This window comes from Arthrobacter sp. TJ-58 (assembly GCF_058269295.1).
Genome location: NZ_JBZCNM010000007.1, coordinates 94,569 through 113,678, shown reverse-complemented (window position 1 = coordinate 113,678; position 19,110 = coordinate 94,569). Strand labels below are relative to the sequence as shown.

20 protein-coding genes are annotated in these 19,110 nt (G+C 64.1%); 11 read left to right on the top strand and 9 right to left on the bottom strand.

Going from position 1 to position 19,110, the window contains the following annotated elements; translation table 11 throughout:
- Positions 1-224: 224 nt before the first annotated feature.
- The 3 genes from thiD to AC4D2W_RS16375 form a co-directional block, all read right to left on the bottom strand.
- Entirely contained in the window at positions 225-1,070 is an 846-nt protein-coding gene (thiD, locus tag AC4D2W_RS16385; protein ID WP_490927972.1) for a bifunctional hydroxymethylpyrimidine kinase/phosphomethylpyrimidine kinase, read from the bottom strand.
- Positions 1,071-1,172: 102 nt separating this feature from the next.
- Positions 1,173-1,646, bottom strand: a complete 474-nt coding sequence (locus AC4D2W_RS16380) for a hypothetical protein (RefSeq protein ID WP_490927971.1) — start codon at positions 1,644-1,646, stop codon at positions 1,173-1,175.
- A complete protein-coding gene (locus AC4D2W_RS16375; protein ID WP_490927970.1) occupies positions 1,639-2,325 on the bottom strand; it encodes a TetR/AcrR family transcriptional regulator in 687 nt (228 codons plus the stop codon). The genes AC4D2W_RS16380 and AC4D2W_RS16375 overlap by 8 nt, the downstream gene beginning before the upstream one ends.
- A gap of 237 nt (positions 2,326-2,562) precedes the next feature.
- On the opposite strand from AC4D2W_RS16375, the gene AC4D2W_RS16370 reads away from it, so the two are divergent.
- The 4 genes from AC4D2W_RS16370 to AC4D2W_RS16355 all read left to right on the top strand — a co-directional run bounded on the left by AC4D2W_RS16370 (position 2,563) and on the right by AC4D2W_RS16355 (position 5,898).
- Positions 2,563-3,303 carry an ABC transporter ATP-binding protein gene (locus AC4D2W_RS16370; RefSeq protein WP_490927969.1) on the top strand — a complete coding sequence of 247 codons (741 nt, stop codon included), beginning with the start codon at positions 2,563-2,565 and terminating at the stop codon, positions 3,301-3,303.
- Positions 3,300-4,622 (top strand): ABC transporter permease, encoded by a 1,323-nt coding sequence (locus AC4D2W_RS16365; protein ID WP_490927968.1) that lies wholly within the window; start codon positions 3,300-3,302, stop codon positions 4,620-4,622. The genes AC4D2W_RS16370 and AC4D2W_RS16365 overlap by 4 nt, the downstream gene beginning before the upstream one ends.
- 187 nt (positions 4,623-4,809) lie before the next feature.
- Positions 4,810-5,550 carry a queuosine precursor transporter gene (locus AC4D2W_RS16360; protein WP_490927967.1) on the top strand — a complete coding sequence of 247 codons (741 nt, stop codon included), beginning with the start codon at positions 4,810-4,812 and terminating at the stop codon, positions 5,548-5,550.
- A gap of 126 nt (positions 5,551-5,676) precedes the next feature.
- The gene (locus tag AC4D2W_RS16355) at positions 5,677-5,898 is read left to right on the top strand and encodes a hypothetical protein (protein ID WP_490927966.1); all 222 of its coding nucleotides are present in this window, start codon (positions 5,677-5,679) and stop codon (positions 5,896-5,898) included.
- Between the two features lie 21 nt (positions 5,899-5,919).
- On the opposite strand, the gene AC4D2W_RS16350 is transcribed toward AC4D2W_RS16355, so the two are convergent.
- Positions 5,920-6,714, bottom strand: a complete 795-nt coding sequence (locus tag AC4D2W_RS16350; protein WP_490927975.1) for a carbon-nitrogen hydrolase family protein — start codon at positions 6,712-6,714, stop codon at positions 5,920-5,922.
- A gap of 32 nt (positions 6,715-6,746) precedes the next feature.
- On the opposite strand from AC4D2W_RS16350, the gene AC4D2W_RS16345 reads away from it, so the two are divergent.
- Complete coding sequence (locus tag AC4D2W_RS16345) at positions 6,747-7,403, top strand: GntR family transcriptional regulator (protein ID WP_490927965.1); 657 nt, start codon at positions 6,747-6,749, stop codon at positions 7,401-7,403.
- Positions 7,404-7,410: 7 nt separating this feature from the next.
- Here the strand turns inward: AC4D2W_RS16345 and AC4D2W_RS16340 are convergent, their stop codons facing one another.
- Positions 7,411-8,796: an MFS transporter gene (locus tag AC4D2W_RS16340; RefSeq protein ID WP_490927964.1), complete on the bottom strand. Its 1,386-nt coding sequence runs from the start codon at positions 8,794-8,796 to the stop codon at positions 7,411-7,413.
- Positions 8,797-8,936: 140 nt separating this feature from the next.
- Here AC4D2W_RS16340 and AC4D2W_RS16335 point away from each other — a divergent pair, with 140 nt between their 5' ends.
- Positions 8,937-9,623 (top strand): DUF2848 domain-containing protein, encoded by a 687-nt coding sequence (locus AC4D2W_RS16335; RefSeq protein WP_490927963.1) that lies wholly within the window; start codon positions 8,937-8,939, stop codon positions 9,621-9,623.
- Positions 9,624-9,690: 67 nt separating this feature from the next.
- Here the strand turns inward: AC4D2W_RS16335 and tgt are convergent, their stop codons facing one another.
- Positions 9,691-10,965, bottom strand: coding sequence for a tRNA guanosine(34) transglycosylase Tgt (tgt, locus tag AC4D2W_RS16330; RefSeq protein ID WP_490927962.1), 1,275 nt, complete (start codon positions 10,963-10,965; stop codon positions 9,691-9,693).
- 217 nt (positions 10,966-11,182) lie between these two features.
- Between tgt and AC4D2W_RS16325 the strand changes: the two genes are divergently transcribed.
- A complete protein-coding gene (locus tag AC4D2W_RS16325; RefSeq protein ID WP_490927961.1) occupies positions 11,183-12,238 on the top strand; it encodes an FUSC family protein in 1,056 nt (351 codons plus the stop codon).
- Here the strand turns inward: AC4D2W_RS16325 and AC4D2W_RS16320 are convergent.
- On the bottom strand, positions 12,235-13,107 hold the full coding sequence (locus tag AC4D2W_RS16320) for a DUF6707 family protein (RefSeq protein ID WP_490927960.1): 873 nt from the start codon (positions 13,105-13,107) through the stop codon (positions 12,235-12,237). The two genes, AC4D2W_RS16325 and AC4D2W_RS16320, sit on opposite strands and share 4 nt — an antisense overlap.
- Before the next feature lie 59 nt (positions 13,108-13,166).
- On the bottom strand, positions 13,167-13,706 hold the full coding sequence (locus AC4D2W_RS16315; protein WP_400933456.1) for an NUDIX hydrolase family protein: 540 nt from the start codon (positions 13,704-13,706) through the stop codon (positions 13,167-13,169).
- Positions 13,707-13,822: 116 nt separating this feature from the next.
- Here AC4D2W_RS16315 and AC4D2W_RS16310 point away from each other — a divergent pair, with 116 nt between their 5' ends.
- Both AC4D2W_RS16310 and AC4D2W_RS16305 read left to right on the top strand, forming a co-directional pair.
- Complete coding sequence (locus AC4D2W_RS16310; protein ID WP_490927959.1) at positions 13,823-14,629, top strand: YdeI/OmpD-associated family protein; 807 nt, start codon at positions 13,823-13,825, stop codon at positions 14,627-14,629.
- Positions 14,630-14,747: 118 nt separating this feature from the next.
- On the top strand, positions 14,748-15,620 hold the full coding sequence (locus tag AC4D2W_RS16305; RefSeq protein WP_490927958.1) for a class II glutamine amidotransferase: 873 nt from the start codon (positions 14,748-14,750) through the stop codon (positions 15,618-15,620).
- A gap of 62 nt (positions 15,621-15,682) precedes the next feature.
- Here AC4D2W_RS16305 and AC4D2W_RS16300 read toward each other — a convergent pair whose 3' ends face one another.
- Complete coding sequence (locus tag AC4D2W_RS16300) at positions 15,683-16,900, bottom strand: glycoside hydrolase family 76 protein (protein ID WP_490927957.1); 1,218 nt, start codon at positions 16,898-16,900, stop codon at positions 15,683-15,685.
- Between the two features lie 189 nt (positions 16,901-17,089).
- On the opposite strand from AC4D2W_RS16300, the gene AC4D2W_RS16295 reads away from it, so the two are divergent.
- The gene (locus tag AC4D2W_RS16295) at positions 17,090-17,863 is read left to right on the top strand and encodes a 3-hydroxyacyl-CoA dehydrogenase (RefSeq protein ID WP_490927956.1); all 774 of its coding nucleotides are present in this window, start codon (positions 17,090-17,092) and stop codon (positions 17,861-17,863) included.
- An 8-nt stretch (positions 17,864-17,871) separates the two neighbouring features.
- A complete protein-coding gene (locus AC4D2W_RS16290; RefSeq protein WP_490927955.1) occupies positions 17,872-19,092 on the top strand; it encodes an acyl-CoA dehydrogenase family protein in 1,221 nt (406 codons plus the stop codon).
- Positions 19,093-19,110 lie beyond the last annotated feature (18 nt).

Sequence of the window (19,110 nt, the reverse complement as noted above, 5' to 3'; positions counted from 1 at the left end):
CGTTAGCGTGGGTCACGAGGGTCTCCGTTGGCCGATACGAGTGTGGTAACCCATATCGAACCGGAGACCCTCGCCTATTTAACTCTTGCCACGCCGTTCACAACCACCGTAAGAGTTACAGCTAGCCGGGCCCCAACGCGGCCCCAACCGGTCCGCTGTTGCCGGGCTCCAACCCGACCCCGGCAACAGCGGCAACAGCGGCCCGCCGCAGAACCACGTGACGTTTACAGAGCAGGCCCGGAGCCCGCGCCGCCCTGCCACAGGGCGTCAAACGGTGTGTTCGAGGAAACCCGGTTGCGGATTCCTTCAGTGACAAAAGCCTTGGCGGTTTTTGCGGCCTGCAGGGGAGTGGCTCCCTTGCCGAGCTCGGCGGTGATGGCGGCGGCAAGCGTACAGCCGGCGCCGCTGACGGCGACGTCGCCGACCTTGGGTGCTCGCAGGACCTCCATGGTTTCACCGTCGTAGAACACATCCACGGCATCGTCGCCTTCAAGCCGAACGCCGCCCTTGGCCAGGACCACGGCGCCGGAGGCTTCATGGATGCGCCGGGCGGCTTCCTTCAGGTCCTCGACGCTTTCGATGGAATCCATTCCGGAGAGGGACATGGACTCAAAGTGGTTGGGCGTCACAAAGGTAGCCAGCGGCAGGATCTGGGCCTTGAGTGCCTGGTCCGTGTCCAGTGCTGCTCCCGGTTCCTGACCCTTGCAGATCAGGACCGGATCCAGGACTATGTTGGTCCACTCCTGGCTCTGCAGTGCCTTGGCCACGGTGTCGATGGTGGCCGGTGTTCCCAGCATCCCGAGCTTGACGGTGTCCAGATCGTATGCGGACTGGATGGCTTCAAGCTGGTCACTGATGACCTGGGGATCCACGGGAACGAACCGGTGGTTCCAGTTGTCCTTCGGATCAAACGAGACAATGCAGGTCAGTGCGGCAATGCCGTAGGTGCCGAGCTCCTGGAACGTTTTCAGATCGGCCTGGGCGCCGGCACCGCCTGTGGCTTCGGAACCTGCAATGGTCAAGGTGACGGCCGGAGCAGCCGTTTGTGCAGAGTGTGTGTTAGCAGACATGCATCCATCTTCCACCCATGACAGGCTTCGGTGCCACCGAGGGGCGGCTGCGCGAATTGCGCCCCGGCCCGGCCCCGGGAAGGCGGACGCCTGAAAGTAAAACTATGAGTCGACAAGGCCCCAGATGAGGGCCCGGCCCGCTGCCATGGACACGCCGATCGCCGTTCCCATCAGCAGCGGAACCAGCACCGCGTGCACGGTCAGGCCAATGATGATCCAGCCGAGCAGCAGGGGCACCAGAAAGAACGCCAGAATGTGGATGCCCTGGTTCGGTACCCGGCGCAGCAACCAGCCCAGAACGAGGGCTACGGGCAGGAGAGTGAACAGGCCGAGGCCGGCGGCATAGAACGCGGCGACGATGACGGTCCATACGTAGCCCCAGAAGTCCCGCGAGGCACCCCAGCCCACCGCAACAGTGGCAATTGTCGCCAGGACAACACATGCGGCGGCATACCCGAGCGCGGAGGCCAGCGGACCGGGGACCACGTAAGGGGAGCTCACCAAACGCCGAGGGGAGAGTGGAACGGCGGGGTCGGCTGCGGAGGGAACTGCGACGTCGTCACTTCTGTCAGTCATCGCGCCTGGCTCCCTGGAAGAGGTGGACTACATCCTCAACGATATTTCGGACCACAGGAAGGCGGGAGAGGATAACGAGCTTCGCTGCCAGCGGTGCCACATTTTGCACCAGCCGGCGCGACCGCCGCTGGCCCGGCGAACGGTCATAAATCCAGAAAAGCGTTACCCCCATGTGCATCAACCACAGCAATTCGGGCAGATCGTCACGGATGGCCAGCGGCGGCTGCGGCCGAGAGACAGTCACGACCTGCCGGAACAGGGCAATTGACTTGGCGCGGCCCACTTCCGCACCGCCGCCGGAGTGGTGGCGGCCGTTGGCCTCCGCTGAGGACGACGGCGGCGTCAGGGCAGTGCGCAGAAAATGGGCGCCGAAGTCGTGGTACGGCCCCAGGATGTCCAGGTTGGCCAGCAGGACCAGACGCAGGTGTTCACTCAGGCTGTGACCGTCGCGGAGCAGCGGAAGGGCCCGGCTGCGGTGTTCGTCCTGCAGGAACCGGTACAGCTCAGCCACCAGCTCGTCCTTGGACCGGAAGTAGTAGTAGGCGTTGCCCACGGATACCCCCGCGGCCTCGGCAATGCCGCGCATGGTGGTTTTTGCATATCCCTGGCTGCGGAACAGGGAGAGCGCCGAGTCGATCAGCAGCCGTCGGGTCTGCTCACTCTTGACCGTCGCGGCCATTTAACGCTCCTGGATTCAGTTATTTACGGGTTTAGTCACGGGCGGGGAGAGCGTGCTTCTATGCACGCAGCTTCCCGGCCCGCCCGCCAGTACATCATGTTTTTGAACGTGTTCAAAAAGTGTCGGGAGCCTGCCTGCTACGCTTTCGGTTTTGGCGCCGGTTACGGCCGCCGGCCCGCCTTGGGTATCGATCTGTCAGGAGTTCCATGTTCATCTCGCTGTGGTGCGGAGCGCGCCTTGTCTGAGCTGCTGCTGGATGCCCTTGGGATCGTCAAGGCTTTCCCTGCTCCGAGCCGCGGCGGGGAACCGGTCTCCGTGCTGCGGCATGTTTCGGCAGCGGTCGCACCCGGAGAAATGATCAGCATTGTCGGTCCCAGCGGATCCGGGAAATCCACCCTGCTCTATTGCCTCGCTGGTCTTCAGGCGTACGACGGCGGCCGGGTGCACTTGCTGGGTGAGGACCTCGCCAGCCTTAACCGCCGGCAGCTCGCTGCCCTCCGCCGGAGTGAGGTGGGGTTCGTTTTCCAGTCATTCAACTTGATCCCCTCCTTGAATGTGCGGGAAAACATCGCGCTTCCGGCCCGTCTGGCCAAGAGACGCCTCAGCGCGGAGGCAGTGGATGACGTGCTGGCTCGGGTTGGCTTGTCCGGACAGGCAAAAAACCGCCCGGCCCAGCTTTCCGGCGGACAGCGGCAGCGGGTGGCGATCGCCCGGGTACTGGCTCTGCAGCCGAAGATCGTCTTTGCCGATGAGCCGACGGGTTCCCTGGACACCCTTACCGGTGCCACGGTTCTGAAGCTGCTGCGCGAAGCGGCACACGGGGAGCGCGGGGTGGTCCTGGTAACCCACGACCTGGAAGCGGCAACACTGGCTGACCGGGTGCTCGTGCTGCGGGACGGCGCCATCCACGCCGAGTTGCGGGCTCCGACACCGGCAGAGGTTTTTGCTGCCGTCGCCGAGGCCGGAATCCCTGCATGATCAAGCTGGTGCTCGGCGATTTGTGGACCCATGCCCGAGTATGGGCAGGCGTCCTCCTGGTGTGCATTACCACCGGCGGCATCGGTGCCATCAGTGTTGGCCTGATCGAAACCGGAAATCACTACGGCGGCACCATCCAATACGACCTAGCCGGCGCCAGCACCATCCTCATCCTGTTTTCCACGGCGGCCGCCCTGATCGTCCTCAGTTCCGTGACAGGTCTCGCTGTGGCTCTGCAGCAGCGAAGCTACGCGTTGTGGCAGCTGGCGGGATTGGCGCCCGGGTCGGTGACCGCCGTCGTTCTCGCCCAACTGGCGGTGACCGGATCCGGGGGAGCCGTGACCGGATGGGCCGTGGTGAAGGTGCTCTCCCCGCCGATCTTCGGTTGGCTGTGGAGGCCGCTGAATTTCGCTGAGGACATCAGTGTTCATCTCAGTGGAACGGGGCTGGCCGGGATTGTCGCTGCCCAATGCCTGGTGGTGTTGCTCGGCGGACTTGGCGGCGCCCGCAGGGCAGGGCGGGTGTCGCCCCTTGAAGCGCTGCGGACGGCGGAGACCGCACCGGTTCCCTTCGGGTGGGTGAGGAGTGTGGTTCTTCTGGCCCTGGCAGGTGCAGCAGCCGCATTCTCGGTGAGCCTGATGCGGGCCGGGTTTGAGACGGTTGCCGGCAGCGCGCTTTTGCTGATTCCGCTGTTTGCTGCGGTTTTGGCGGCAGCAGGAACGATGGTGTTTCAGCCGGTGCTGAAGGCTTGGACATCGCTGGTGCCCCGGCACTGGTTGGCCTCCTGGTATCTGGCGCGCAATTCCGCGGGCTACCGCCTGGGGCAGAGCACTGCTTCCATCACGCCGCTGATGATGGCCATGGCCCTGTCCGGCGGGATTTTCACTACGGCAGCGACTCTTAGCGCCGCAGTGGGCGAGAAGAGGGAGTTGTCGGTGGGGGTTGTCATCCTCATGATCGGCGGGCCGCTGCTGCTGGCCGGGGTCGGTGCAATGGCAACAGTGTTGATGTCCGGCTACGCCCGTGAGCGGGAGTTCGCGCTGATTCGCGCCGCGGGTTCAACTGCGGCCCTGGTGGTGCTGGCTGCAATCTGGGAAGCACTCATCTACACCGTTACCGCCGCGGTTTTGGGAACGGCAGCAATTCTTGCTGGCGCAGTGGTTCTCGCGCTGGCCCTTGGCTTGGACGCGCCGGTGCTGTCGCTGGCCAGTGTCGCCGTCGTGGGCGGCTGCGGGTTCGTCCTGCTTCTGGCGGCTACCCTCGTGCCCACCTTCCTCTGCCTGCGGGCTGAGATCCCGAGCCAACTCGCCGCGGAATAGAGAAGCAGCGGCGGCTGCGCCGTCGGGGTTGGCGGAACGGCGGGCCAACGCCCGGGGAACGGATAACGTGCCGGGCGGAACGTGGCAGAATTGACGGCGGCCCCTATGGGCAGCCCGGTGCAGCGGGCCCAGTGCTAATACAGCCGGCAACAGCTACGGCGAACCACTAAGAAACGGAACACCCCAGATGCACACGCAGACAGGCGCCGCGACGGCGCCCGCTCCGGCCTTCGCCGCGCGCGGCAGCTCACATTACGACATCATTCTGACGCTCATGTGCGTCGTGATCGTCATCTCCAACATCGGCGCTACCAAAGGTGTGGTGCTCGGGCCGATCTTCGGCGATTTCAACATCGTGACGGATGGAGGTTTCTTCCTCTTTCCCGTGGCGTACATCCTCGGCGACGTGATCAGCGAGGTCTACGGATTCAAGGCAGCCCGCCGTGCGATCTTTACGGGCTTTGCCATGGCGGCCCTGGCCGTGGTGAGTTTTGCCGTGATCATCGCGCTTCCGGGGTTCGACGACGACTACGGCCAGTCCAAGCAGGCCGCCCTGGAATTGGCGCTGGGACCCGTCTGGCGGATAGTCCTGGCCAGCCTGCTCGGTTTTGTGGCCGGACAGATGCTGAACTCCTGGGTCCTGGTGCGGATGAAGCAGAAGTTCCGGGAACGCGCACTGATCGGCCGGCTCATGGCCTCCACCGGCGTCGGCGAATTCGCGGACACGCTGATCTTCTGCATCATTGCCGCACCCGTCATCGGCATCACGGACGCCGGCGGGTTCATCAACTACGTGATCTTCGGGTTTGTGTACAAGACGCTTGTCGAATTCCTGTTTGTTCCGGTCACGGCCCTGGTTATCAAGGCCATCAAAAAGCGCGAACCCAGCTACACAGCTACGGAACTTGCCGGCCCGCCGGAAAACTGACCGGTTCCGTCCGAATTCCTCTGGTCCTGCCGGTTCTGCTGCGCTAGCGTCGCACTCATCAGGGGGATCAGGCACCAAGCCGTCGGTCCCGCCAGGGTTCAGCAGTGTGCAGCCGGGAGGACAGCAATGGTGCAGGAAAAAAGGCGGCCCGACGAGGAAGAGTCCGCGGAGCAAGTTGCCCCGGAGGACCAGGTTGCCCCGGAGGACCACAGCGACCCGGAGGACCACAGCGTTTCTGGAAACGGCGGGGCGGCCGGGGGACCGGAAGATCCCACGGAGGCGGAGCAGTCTCCCACCGGCGAGGACGATCCGGAGCAGAACCCGCCGCTGCCCCGGGCCTGGAACTAGGCCCGGGGCTAACACTTGTAGCTAGAACCGGCGCGCGTTTGCCAGCACGGGGAGCTTGGCGCGCACTTCTGGAACTATGCCCGGATCGATGTCTACAAGAGCCAGTTCCGGCTGAGCTCCCAAGCTGGCAAGAGGTGTGCCAAGAGGTGAAATCACGGCGCTGTGCCCGATCCCCGTGGGAGCCGTCCCGCCGTCGCCCGCGCCGATGCTTGCCGGATCGCCCTGCCCGCAGGCCACTACAAATGTTGTGCTGTCCAGTGCCCTGGCCCGCACCAGCAGATTCCACTGCTCTGTCTTGCCTTCGCCTGCCCCCCATGAAGCGCACACAATATTCACCTGCGCCCCGGAGTTGGCGTTGGCGGCAAACAGTGCGGGAAAGCGAACGTCGTAGCAGGTGGAAAGGCCAAATGTGGTGCCGTCCAGTTTGAAGGTTGTGGGTGATGTGCCGGCGTCAACGGAATCGGACTCGGCGAAGCCAAAGGCATCGAAGAGATGGATTTTGTCATAGAAGGCATCCACCCCGGGGCCGGTGACAAGCAGCGTGTTGCGCACCCTGCCGCCGTCGCCCGGGGTGAACATCCCGGCTACGATGGTGACGCCGAGTTCGGCAGCCGTGCTGCGGACAGCAGTTGCCCAGGACCCGTCCAGCGGCTCGGCAACGTCTTCGAGCGAATGCCCGAAAGCGCACATTGTGGCTTCGGGGAAGACGACCAGGCGGGCACCCGAGGACTTTGCCCGGGCTGCGTAATCCTGAACCAGCTTGAGATTGTCAGCGGGATTACCGTTGCTGATGATTTGGGCAATTGCCAGACGCACTTGATAGCTCGATTCTGTTGTATACATGATGTATGCGAAAAAGTTCGGCAAAGTCGGTTTCTGGGCGGGAAAAGGCCTACGCCTACCTGCGGGAGAATGTCCTCATAGATCCCCAGATGCAGGGTCAATTCCTCAATGAACTGGACCTTGCCGCCGAAATTGGCGTGTCGCGCACGCCCGTCCGGGAGGCACTGCTGCTTCTTGTGTCCGACGGCCTCGTTGAGCTCATTCCACAGCGTGGTGCCTACGTGCCACCGGTTACCGGCCGGGAAGTATCGGAACTGATGGAGCTGCGCGGCGTCCTCGAACGCCATGCAGCACGCCTGGTGATTGAGCAACGGAACCTTCCGGTTGAGGATATGCAGGAGACTCTCGACCAGCAGGCACATTTCCCTCAAATTCTTGGGCCGGAGGGCGGCCAGGAGTTCATCCGGCTGGACACTCTTTTTCATCAGCAACTGATTGACGCGGCCGGAAATGAGTTGATCTCCAGAACTTACAGCAAGCTCCACGTCCGGCAGATTGTGGTTGGCGTGTCTGCGCTGTTCCGTTCCAACGACAGGCGCGAACAGGTGTGCACCGAGCATCAGAGCATCCTGGATGCGTTGATGCTCGGTGACCCTGTTCAAGCGCAGCGTGCCATCGACCACCATCTGGCGGTCACCCGGGACTTGCTGCTCCGTACATAGGCTTGGGTCAGTCCATCCCGGACTGAGATGCCGTCCGCTGCGCCGCTCCTTCCAGGAGCAAGCGGTATTCCTCATCCTCCACTGTGTTGGAGTCGCGGCCAAGCGCGAGTCCAATGAGAGTCACGATGCCGGCAACTCCAACGTAGAGGGCAACCGGTACCCACGAGTTGAAGTTGGACAGTAGCAGGGTGAACATCAGCGGAGCGATGGCTCCGCCGATAACCCCGGCAAAAGTGTAGGCCAGCGAGCTTCCGGTGGAGCGCAGGCGGGGTGAAAACTGTTCCACGATGAAGGCGGCCTGCGGGCCGTACATGAACGAATGAGCCATCAGGCCCAGGACAATCCCGACAATGAGCATCGGCTGGCTGTCTGCGCCGAGTACCGCAAAGAAGACGAAGGTCCAGGCCATGCCGGCTGTGGCTCCGACGCCGTAGACAAGGCGCCGGTTGAAGCGGTCCGAGACAGCTCCGGCTAGCGGGATCATGACTAGCTGGAAGGCTGAGCCGATCAGGACTGCAGCGAGCACCTGGCCGCGTTCGTAGTTCAGGAACTGCATGCCGTACGTCAGGGTAAACACCGTGAAGAGTGCGTAGAGGACGTCAGGACCCACTCGGCACAGCGTGGCGGCTACGAGCGGACGGAGCTCCTGGCTGAAGACCTCGCGAATGGGAGCGTTCGGCTGCTCCCCGTGGGCGGCAATGGCCTTGAAGATCGGAGTGTCTTCCAACTTCAGGCGAATCCAGAGGCCAAAACCCACCAGCAGTGCGGAGAGCAGGAACGCGATGCGCCAGCCGAAGCTGATGAACTGATCCTCAGTAAGAGTCAGAGTGAGAACCGCCAGTGCGCCATTGGCCATAAGGTTACCCGCGGGCGGGCCCACCTGCGCGGCTGAGGCCCAAAATCCCCTGCGCTCCGGGTCGCCGTATTCACTTGAGAGTAGGACGGCGCCGCCCCATTCTCCGCCCACGCCCACGCCCTGCGCAAAGCGCAGCAAAACCAGGATGATGGGAGCCGAGATGCCGAGACTGCCGTATCCCGGGAGTACGCCGATCAGTACGGTTGCAACGCCGATAATCATTAGCGTTGTCACCAGGACTTTCTTGCGTCCTATCCGGTCACCCAGCCGGCCAAAAACAATGCCTCCAATCGGCCGCGAAACGTAGCCGACGGCGTATGTGGAGAAGGCCAGGATGGTCCCGGTCAAAGGATCCGACGCCGGGAAGAAGACGATAGGGAAAACGACGGCGGCAGCCGCGGAATAGACGGCAAAGTCGTACCACTCCAGGGCCGTGCCCGTAAGGCTCGCGGCGAAGGCCTTGTACAGTCCCTTGGGTCGGATCGGCTTTCCGGAGCGTGGCACTGCTGCGGAAGCTGATGCTTCAGTGTTGGTCATGCGGGTCCTCCAGTGGCTGGGGCGGTGAGTTCGGTCACGCTGGCGTTAAATGTATACATTACGCATACTGGATGTACATAGAGGGCCGAATTCGGTTACCAGCATGTAAATTTCCTGACTAGGCAAGGACGGCTTCACCAATGACCACATTGACTTTTGAACTTCCCGACGGCAGCATCACCGAGGTGCAGGTCAAGCATCTACTCAACGCCGGGTATGCCGGGCGGGAGCAGGAGGAAGTCCAGGCGCACATCGCCGAACTCGCTGAGCTAGGGGTCCCCGGTCCTAGTACGACTCCGGCCCTTTACCCTGTCTCTCCCTATCTGGCCCAGCAGGTTTCCGAAATTCGCGTGCAGCACGGACGCACGTCGGGAGAAGCGGAGTGGGCGTTGGTGATCACACATGACGGCGTCTTGCTGACAGTGGCCTGCGACCATACGGACCGGGAACTTGAAGTGCACGGCGTGGCATGGAGCAAAAACGCCAGTCCGGACCTGATAGGGCTCAAAGCATGGCGGCTCGACGATGTGCGCGACCATTTGGACCAGATCACCCTGACCGGCTGGGTGGGTGAGGCAGACACCCCGGACACCGTGATTCAGGACAGCAACCTCGGTGCCCTTCTCACACCCGATTACTGGCTGGATGTCCTGAGCGAACGGGGCCTGAATGAGCCGGGAACGGTGTTGATCTCAGGCACTGTGGCCATGACGGGCGGAGTCAACCAGTTTGCGCGCAGCTGGAAGGCAGAGATGTCCGATCCTGTGACGGGGAAAAGCGTAGCCGTCCAGTACATTGTGGAGCAGATGGCAGAGCCCATTGGCTGACCAGGCGACCTGATGGCACTGTCTGCGGGGTGATGGAGCCGTACGGAAAGCCGCACCAGCCCGCCGGCTAGATCTTGGCGCTGTAATAGTTGCCGAGGGTTTCGGCCTTGAAGTCAAAGAACGACCCGTTTTCGATGGCCAGCCGGGCATCGTCCACAAGCTTCACCGTGAAGCGCTCATTGTGGATGGATACCAGGGTGGAGGCCACCATTTCCTTCGCCCGGAACAGGTGGTGGATGTAGGCCTTCGTGTAGTGCGCGCAGGCATAGCAGTCGCAGCCCTCAACAAGCGGAGAGAAGTCCTTCTTGAAGCGGGCATTGGAGAGATTCAGGCGGCCGTGCGGCGTATAGAAGGCCGACGTGCGCGCCACCCTGGTGGGGGAGACGCAGTCGAAGGTGTCGGCACCGTTTTCGATGGCGGTGAAGATGTCATCGGGTTCCGAAATACCCAGCAGGTGGCGCGGCTTGTCTTCGGGCAGTTCCTCGGTGCACCAGCGCACGATGGTTCCCAGGTTTTCCTTCTCCAGCGCCCCGCCGATGCCGAAGCCGTCAAAGTCCATGGCACCGAGATCGCGGGAGGCTTTGCGCCGCAGGTCCTCGTACTGGGCACCCTGCAGGACGCCGAACAGCGCCTGGTAAGGCTTGCCCACCCGCTCCTCCGTGAGCCGCTGATGTTCTTTGATGCAGCGCAGCGCCCAGAGGCGGGTGCGTTCCAGCGACATTTCCTGGTACTGGCGCGAGTTCATCAGGGTGGTCAGCTCATCAAACGCAAACATGATGTCCGCGCCGATCTGGTGCTGCACCTGCATGGACACCTCGGGTGTGAAGCGGTGCTTGTCGCCGTTCAGGTGGGACTTGAACCAGACGCCGTCGTCGTCAATGTGGGCCAGGCGCTCCTTGCCGGGGGCGACGGCGTCGTCCGCTCCCGTGGCGTGGGTGGTGCCGTCCGCATTCATATTGATGACCTTCTTGAAGCCGGCGCCCAGGCTCATGACCTGGAAGCCGCCGGAATCGGTGAAGGTGGGGCCGGACCAGTTCATGAATTTGCCCAGCCCGCCCGCGGCATCCAAAACATCGGGGCCGGGCTGGAGGTACAGGTGGTAGGCGTTGGCCAGGAGGGCCTGGGCGCCCAGATCCGCCATGGACTCGGGAAGGACCGCCTTGACGGTGGCCTTGGTGCCTACGGCAATGAAGGCCGGAGTGGCAATTTCGCCGTGCGGCGTGGTGATCGTTCCGGTGCGGCCCTGGAATTCACCGCCGTTGGCCTGCGTCTGCTCAGCTGAGGGGGCAGTGGTTTCGCGCAGGCGCTTACCGAGGGCGAAAGAAAAGGTTGAGGAAGGCACCTCTCCATTTTGCCTTACCCGGCATCTCGTCCGTGCCGCTCGGCGGGCTGCCGTACCGCCCGAGGACGAGGTGTGAAGGCAAAAGTCGGGTGCAGAGGCGACGCACAGCACACTTTTCATGGTCGGAAGGGTGGCAGGCGTAACGTGGAATGGGCGATTTTCGCCGTCCTCCCGTGTAAAGAAAGGCCGTACCAGACCCTTGGATCAGCTACGAGAAATGTTCCGGATTGGTCCAGCCCACAATGACCACCAGGCGGCTATCCGCTGCGGGCTGGGTGTGGGCCTTCCGCTGCTGGTGCTGCTGGGGATGGACCGGATCGATCTTGCCATCTTCGCCAGCTTCGGTGCCTTCACCGGCATCTACGGCCGCAACGAACCGCACCGCCAGCGTCTGGGGCATCAGCTGCGCGCAGGTATCCTCATGCTTCTGGTGATTACGGCCGGAGCCCTGACTTCCCGGATTGAGCCTAATACCTGGGACATTGTTCTGGGTACGTCCATAGTTGCCGGGCTGGGAACCCTGGTCTCGGGACTCTGGCGGCTGCGTCCGGCCGGATCCCTCTTTCATATCTTTGCCTATGCGGCCATCTCCTCCGTGCCGAACCAGCCGCCGCTGTGGCAGGCGCTCCTGGCGGCCGTGTGCACCGTGGCGTTCTGTCTTCTGCTTGGCATGTCCGGCCGGCTCTTCCCCCGGCACCGCGGTCCGTGGACGAAGCCTGCCCGGCCGCGGTTAAGCTCTGCCCAGCGGAAGGCTGCGTGTGTTGAGGCCTGCGAATATGCCGTAGCCGCGGCGGTGGCCGGTTCCATCGCCACCCTGATGGGCATTGGGCACAACTACTGGGCAATGGTCGCGGCCACGGTGCCGCTGGTGGGATTGGGCGCACGGGTACGCATCTTCCGAGGAGTGCAGCGCATTCTGGGTACGTTTGGCGGTCTGGTGCTTACTGCGCTGATCCTGCTGCCGGGGCTGAGCCCGTGGCAGATCGTGGTGGTCATCGCGGTGCTGCAGTTCGGTGCTGAAATGCTCATTGCCCGCCAGTATGCCCTGGCTCAGATTGTTGTGACGCCGCTGGCGCTGGTCAGCACCGAGCTGGCACATCCGAGCAGCCCCGGGGTCCTGATCCGGGACAGGGCCATCGAAACGGTGATCGGCGCCGCAGTGGGCATGGCGATGGTCCTCATCATGCGCCTGTGGTCAGATCACGTCCGCGGGCGTTCACGCCGAAATGCCGGGTCCGAAACCCCGGCTCCGCAGAACCCCGAAGGAGCCTAGAGGTCCTGGTTCAGTCCACGGACCGCAATGAGCTCGTTGCGGATCCGGCGGTCCAGTTCATGTTCCGACAGCGTCTGGGAGCCGCCGTGGGCACGCAGGTACAGCAGGGCGTCCAGCCGCAGGACCCGCCAGTCGCGTTCGCCGCGGTCGTCCCCGGAATCGGACGCGCGGTGGATTTCACGGTCGTAAAGGTTCGGCTGATTCAGCTGGCGCTGCAGCAGCTCTGCTGCGAGTTTGGCCTTGAGCGGATCACTTTCTGCAGTGTCGCCGGCCCGGACGGCCTGTGCATAGGCCGCTGACGTTTCCTTGTCTCCGGCCTCGTGGGTGATGCGCGCGGCCAGCGCGAGTGCACTCTGGATCCAGTTCCACCGGCCGAAGTTCCCGTCAAACGGCAGTCCGGTGATGATATTGCAGACCTGCAGCGCGTTGTCGGCGTCGTTGAGGTTCACGTAAAGCATGTGCGCCAAATCCCGGACATCCCGGAGGTTGCTTCCGGACTTGACGTTCAGGCCGCGGCTCAGCCGGGAAGCCACCTCCTGAACACGGGCGTCGTCGGGGTGGGCCTGTGCGGCGGCTTCCACGATGGCCGCGTAGTTTTCCTCTTCATGAGGAACCAGGCGGACGGCGTCGGCAGGGGCACTGACGGGCGGGGGAGCCTGCACACGCACCGACGAGCCGTACGCCAGGGACAGCGCCATCCCGTCCTCCAGGATCAGATTGACGAGCGCGGGCGTACCGAAGTCGTCATCCTTCACCGTGCTGTCCTTCACCGGAGCCAGCGGGGCGCTTTCATGCACCGGGATTTGCCCGGGCTCCAGCAACTCGGCATTGACCCGGAATGTGTAGGATTCCGGTTGGCTCTCAGGCATGGCAGGTTCCTTCTCTTGAGGCAGTCGGCCCCCAGTATATAAAGAAGCGGTGCCGGTGCTCAGCGGCCCCAGGCAGCGGAGGCCAGAGCCTGCCGCAGCAAGTCCCCGCGGCCGCCGGCAAATTCTGCATAAATATCCGGGCTGAGGGCTTCTTCCGGTGTCAGCCATGACAGTTCCAGGGCATCCTGCCGCGGGTCGCATTCCCCGGTGACGGGGATGAGGTATGCCAGTGCGACGGCGTGCTGGCGCTCATCCGTCAGCCCCGATTGGGAGGGTGACGGGAAGTATTCGGCCACCGTGAACGGAACCAGGCTGGGCGGCAGCTGGGGCAGGGCCAGGGGACCGAGGTCCTTTTCGAGATGCCGCAGCAGGGCGCCGCGGATTGTCTCCCGGTACATCACACGGCCGGAGACGAAAGTGCGGACCATCTTGCCCTCACTCGTGGCCTGCAGCAGCAGTCCCACTTCCGTGACGTACCCCAAGGGGTCGCAGCGGACGGGAACGGCTTCCACATAGACCATGGGCAGCCGCTGCCTCGCGTCTCTGAGTTCATCTTCTGAAAGCCAGCCGGGATAGGGGTCAGGGGTACGAACGCTCATAGCAGTGTTTTACCGCAATCCGGCGGGCGGGCTGCTGCGACGCGCGGCCCTTTGGCCCTCGGCTGAACTGCCGGCCGGTCTTCTGCCCTGCCTGCACGGAGGCTACGCTCGTGCGTATGAGCGGCAATGATCAGGAGCCGACGGCGGCCGGGTCCGCTTCCGCAGGCGCCGGTGCCGGCCCGCAGGGACCCTCGACACCAAAAACTCGAGCAGCCCAAAGCCGGGCGCCCAAACCCCCGGAAGCCAAACCCCCGACAGCCGAACCCCCGACCGTCGAATCTCCGACTGGCCAACGTTCTGCGCAGCCCAAGGCACCCAAACCCCCGGCGCAGCCCAAGGCCCCGCTGCCCGAACTCCTGTTGCCGGACGCTTCGGCATGGCGCCAGTGGCTGGAGTTCCATCATGCCCAGTCCCCGGGCGTGCAGCTGGTTCTGGGACGCAAAGGCGGCAGCGTCACGGCGCTGACCTATGCCGGAGCCCTGCAGGAAGCGTTGTGCTTCGGCTGGATTGACGGGCAGGCGAACAAGCGTGATGAGGAAAGCTGGCTTCAGCGCTTCACACCGCGTGGCAAACGCAGCATCTGGAGCCAGCGCAACGTGGGATTTGCGGAACAGCTGGAAGCCGAAGGCCGGATGCAGCCGGCCGGCCGCGCCGCCGTCGAACAGGCCAAGGCTGATGGACGCTGGGAGGCAGCGTACGCCGGTCCGGCCAGCGCCCAGATTCCGGAGGATTTACTGGCCGCGATTGCGAAGGTTCCGCGGGCTCAGGCCATGTATGACATCTTGAACTCCCAAAACCGTTACGCCCTGTTCTTCCGGCTCAGTACGCTGAAAACACCTGCGGCGCGGGAACGCAGGATTGCGGCCTTCGTGCAGATGCTCGCCGACGGGCAAACCTTGTATCCCCAGCGCCGGAGCCCCTGAGGCGTCCATCCTTGTCTTCGCCGGGAGCCCGCGGGACGCTTGAAGGAAAGTGTTGCGTTGGAGGGTAAGTCCGCGGCGGGAGCAACTGCACCGCGGCAGAACTGTGGAGGATCGCCGCATGTGTCGTCTGTTTGCAATGCACGCCGGAAAGACCCCCGTCAAAGCCACCTTCTGGCTCCTCACTGCACCGGACAGCCTGGCCGAGCAGAGCCGGCGGGACGCTGACGGATTCGGAATCGGCACCTTCGACCGGGAAGGCCGCCCGATGGTGGAAAAAGCTCCGATTGCAGCCTACGAAGACAAGGCCTATGCGGCCGAAGCCCGTGACCTGTCCAGCCTCACGTTCCTTGCGCACGTGCGGTATGCCAGCACCGGCGGAAACCGAAAGGTCAATACACACCCCTTCGAGCAGGACAATCGCCTGCTGGCCCACAACGGCGTAGTGGAGGATTTGGACCGTCTGGACGAACGGCTGCAGAAGCTCGGCGTCATGGACCTCGTGAAGGGGGAGACGGACAGTGAGAGGGTCTTTGCACTGATCACCGCCGAGGTGCGCAGCAACGGCGGCGACGTGGAGGCAGCCGTCGCAGCCGCCCTCACCTGGGTGGCGGAGAATCTGCGGCTCTACGCGTTGAATATTATTTTGACCACGGGGGCCGATGTATGGGCGGTCCGCTATCCGGACACGCATCCCCTGTACATTCTCGAGCTGGCCGGAACGGACCCGCACCGCGGCATGCGTACCAACCGAATCAGTGTGCACAGCCAGGAACTGGGCGAAGGCCAGCGGCCCGCCGTCCTGCTGGCCACTGAAAAAATGGACGACAACCCCAACTGGCGGCTGATGGACTCCGGCGAAATGATCCATGTCGGCCCCGGATTGGAAGTGGAAAGCAGCCGTCCGCTGCCGTCGGAACCGCGCCGCCGGCTGACGCTCGCGGATCTGGATGACCGCGCCGCGGCGTCACAGCACCCGCAGAAGGTCAGCTAGGGACTCAGTCTGCAGGCATCCGCATCCAGGCGCCCTGCTCAGGCGCCGCACTGTCCCCGCGGTCAGCTCAGGCCGCGTCGGATCCGTGCAGCGGCTTCCAGGATTATCCAGGCAGACAGCTGCGTCGAGAGGCCGACGCCGGTTCCGGCCGGATAGTGCCGCTCCGCCGGTTCCAGCGGGTGCGGAGAGAATATTGTTCGGGCTCCGCGTTTGGTTCTTCCCTCCCAGAGGGCGTTGGCCGTGGCGTCGACCAGCTGTGCGGCTTCTCGGCGCTGATCCGGCGGGAGTGTGGGTGAAAAGGCGGCAGAGGCCAGGTAGCGGCCGAGAATCCCCGTGAACAGGCCGGCATCACCGGTGCCGTGCGTGATCAGCACCGAGGTGCCGGGGTGGGTAAGTTCCTTGCGCACGGCGTTGATCAGCTCGGCCGCACGGGCGAGGTTCGCCGGTCCGCCCAGCTCCAGCAGTGCCCCCAGAACGGGGCCCTGGTTGTAGGTGAAAACGGCCCGCTCAAGCACGGAATGCGGGGGCGGCCCTCCTTCTGCCGGCGCGAATCCGTCGGAGCTGCCCGGCCTACCGCTATCCGGGGTGCCTGCACCGGACTTGGTGCCAGAGCCCGGCTTGATGTCCGCTCCCGGTTTGATGCCGTCCAGGTACAGGCCGGTCTCCGGATCAAGCAGGGTCATGTTCAGCCAATCGACCAGGGCCTGGGCGCGCTCGCGTTCACCGTTTCTGGAGAAGTGCAGTGCCGCCGGAGCCGTTGCCGGAGTGTTCTTGAAGGAGCGGCGCCGGTTCCAGTACAGTCCGCCGCCGAGCTCCATGGTGTGGGCCGAGCGAAGAGCGCCGGTAAGCGCAGCCAGCATTCGCGGGTGGGGCTGTGCGGACGGCACCCGGGCGCCGTCGTCGTGCTGTCTGCCGGACCTGCGCGCGGGAACAAGGGCATCAAGCCTGCTCACAGCCAGCGCCAGCCATGCCATGTCGTCAAAGTACCAATTGGTGGCCCGCAGTCCGTTCCGGAGGCGGATGCTGCGGACCACCACATGGGCTCGCCGGGCCGCATCGGGGGCTCCGCGCAGGGCGGCGTCAACGAGCGCATCAACGTAGTGTGCCTGCCACCAGTAGTGCCAGGGGCCCGGCAGTATGTGCCTCGGCGCAGGGCTCTGAACCGCCGCGAGTTCCGTGCCCGGCAACCTGAACAGTGGCCGGGCAAAGGCGTCAGTAACGGATGCGGCGGCGACGTCGGCGCGGGCCTGAATTTCATGCAGCGGTTCCGAGGACAGCATGCGACCCACCTTAGACCCGTCCGCCGTGCGGTTACAGCGGTAACGCACCGGCCGGCCGGCCCGGAACCGGACCGGGATAAACCCCGGAGACCGGCTCCCAAGCACCATCAATGTGCGCCGTGTTCCCGATCACAGTAGGCTCATGATGCGCCGCCGCAGGGGCGGCAGCCCTTTTTTGCAGGAGAACCCATGGACATTTCAGGCGCATCGGCACTCGTTACCGGGGGTGCCTCCGGACTTGGGCGGGCCACGGCCCGCAGGTTGTACGACGCCGGCGCGTCAGTCATCCTGGTTGATCTTCCTTCCTCCGGCGGGCTGGCCTACGCCGCCGAACTGGGCGACAACGCCCACTTTGTGCCCGGCGACGTCACCGATCCCGAGCAGATGGCTGCCGCTGTTGAGGCCGCCATGAACGCCGGTCCGCTGCGCGTAGCCGTGAACTGCGCCGGCATTGCCACTCCGGGCAAAGTGCTGGGACGCAACGGGGTGCTTCCGCTGGAGGACTTTGCCCGCGTCATCCAGGTCAACCTCATTGGAACCTTCAACGTCAGCCGTCTTGCGGCGCAGGCCATGGCCGAAACGGAACCGGTCCAGACGGGCGGAACGTCGGAGCGCGGCGTCATCATCAACACGGCATCGGTGGCTGCCTTCGACGGCCAGATTGGGCAGCCCGCCTATTCCGCGTCGAAAGGCGGAGTGGCCGCCATGACCCTGCCGCTGGCGCGAGAGCTGGCACGGCACCTGATCCGGGTGGTCACGATCGCCCCGGGGATCTTCGAAACCCCCATGATGGCCGGTCTTCCCCAGGAGGCGCAGGATTCCCTCGCCCAGCAGGTTCCGCATCCCTCGCGTCTGGGCCGGCCGGATGAATACGCCGCACTGGCCGCCCACATCATCGAGAACCAGATGCTCAACGGCGAGACGATCCGTCTGGACGGCGCTATTCGGATGGGGCCGCGCTAATTTTGGCTTTGGAATCAGAACTTGAACTTCCGGACGCGGACTTCTACGCGTTCGAAGATTTGCTGAGTGACCGGGAACAGGAGAAACTCGCCGAGCTGCGGGCGTTCCTCGAAACCGAGGTGGCTCCGCATGCCGGGCAGTGGTGGCAGGACGCATACTTTCCCGCTGAGCTGCTGCCCAAACTGGCGGCGCTGAAGCTCTCCACCCCTGTGCAGCAGGGCTACAGTCCGCTGTTTGCCGGACTGGTGATAGCGGAAATGACCCGCACCGACACCTCCATCGCCACGTTCTTCATGGTCCACCATGACTTGTTTGTGGAAGCGCTGCACGCCTTCGGCTCGACCGAGCAGAAGGACCGGCTGCTGGACGACGCTCTCACCCTGCGGATTACCGGAGCCTTTGCCCTCACCGAACCCGACCATGGTTCGGACGTTGCCGGCGGGATGGAAACCACTGCGGTGCGGGACGGCGACTCGTGGATCCTGAACGGCAGCAAGCGCTGGATCGGCAACGGAACGTTCTGCGACTACATGCTCCTGTGGGCGCGTGAACCGGCCACCGGCAAGGTTCGGGGATTCCTGCTGGATGCCTCCCTCCCCGGAGTCCACCGCACCCGGATCGAAAACAAGACGGCGCTTCGGACCGTGCAGAACGCAGACATAACCCTCACCGGGGTGCGGGTTGCGGAAACTGACCGGCTGGCGGGAATCGACAGCTTCGAGGACATCAAGCACCTGCTGCGCGGTTCGCGCATCATGGTGGGCTGGCAGGCTGTCGGCGCGCAGCTGGCCGCCGTCGACATTGCCCGCGCCTATGCCGTAGAGCGCAAGCAGTTCGGCCGCCCGCTGGCGTCCTTCCAGCTCGTGACCGAACAGCTCGTCCGGATGCTCGGCAACACGGTGGCAAGCACCGGAATGCTGGCCAGGGTGTCAGAGCTGGAGCGGGGCGGGTACCCCTCCGCGGAAATCGCCAGCGGCTCAGGTGACGGGATGCGGCCGTCCGGCGCCGGCATGGCGCAGGCTGCCCTGGCGAAGTCCTATGCCAGCGCCAAAATGCGTGAAACCGTGGCGCTGGGACGCAGCATTTTGGGCGGCAACGGAATTGTCACCGACTACCGGATGGCCAAGGTCTTCGCGGACGCCGAAGCCATCTACACGTACGAGGGATCGTACGAGATCAATTCACTCCTGGTGGGCCGGGATATCACCGGAATTTCGGCACTGAGGTAGGCGGAGTTTCCGGTAACG